This window comes from Vibrio sp. 1562, from assembly GCF_033340155.1.
In the GTDB taxonomy this organism is placed as follows: domain Bacteria; phylum Pseudomonadota; class Gammaproteobacteria; order Enterobacterales; family Vibrionaceae; genus Vibrio; species Vibrio alginolyticus.
On record NZ_JAWOVY010000336.1, the window covers coordinates 1 to 706 of the forward strand.

Here is a 706-nt window from a genome sequence, read left to right on the forward strand (position 1 = left end):
GGTGCAAGAAGATGAAAAAATCCTGCATGTTGCTAACCGATCGAAGTCCGTTTCAGACAATAAGATGTGTATCCAGAGGAGAGTTAACCATGACGACATCAATGCAGAACAACCCAAAGCACCAGTCAAAACAGTGGTCTAAAGCTGGATTACTTTTATTGGCAGTCGGCTCAACCTTATTGTCTGGCTGTAGTTCATTGGGTCTTGGGAGTAGTGAATATGGATGCCCAGGTATGCCTGACGGTGTGCGCTGTTTATCCGCTCGTGAAGTCTATGAGCTTACCAGTAATGGCGCTGCACCCAAGACGATTGATGCTGTGGCGACTCGAATTGGTTCTCCCTCTGGGTATTCACAATCTGATTTAGAGACAGGACTGCTGAGCCATCCAGCATTACCTGAGACGCAGCAATCTGCACCTATTCGCATTCCTTCAAGGGTGATGCGAATTTGGATTGCGCCTTGGGAGGATGACCGTGGAGATCTGAATTTATCCAGCTACGTGTTTACCGAAATTGAACCGCGCCGGTGGGATATTGGGGTGTCAGCACCTCGAATGGTTTCGCCTGTGCTACGTCCACTTCAGACTCAGAGCGATTCAACCTCAGCGGGAGCTGATGGTAAGCGCGATAACTTGAGTATCTACGGAGAAACTAACGAATGACAAATGCAGTTCGCACCATTCAAACTCAGCGCCTAATGACCATT

General features: G+C 48.3%; 1 protein-coding gene. It reads left to right on the forward strand.

What is annotated here, in order from left to right:
• Positions 1-89: 89 nt before the first annotated feature.
• Positions 90-662, forward strand: a complete 573-nt coding sequence (gene traV, locus R7Z49_RS25040) for a type IV conjugative transfer system lipoprotein TraV (protein ID WP_139175592.1) — start codon at positions 90-92, stop codon at positions 660-662.
• Positions 663-706: the final 44 nt, after the last annotated feature.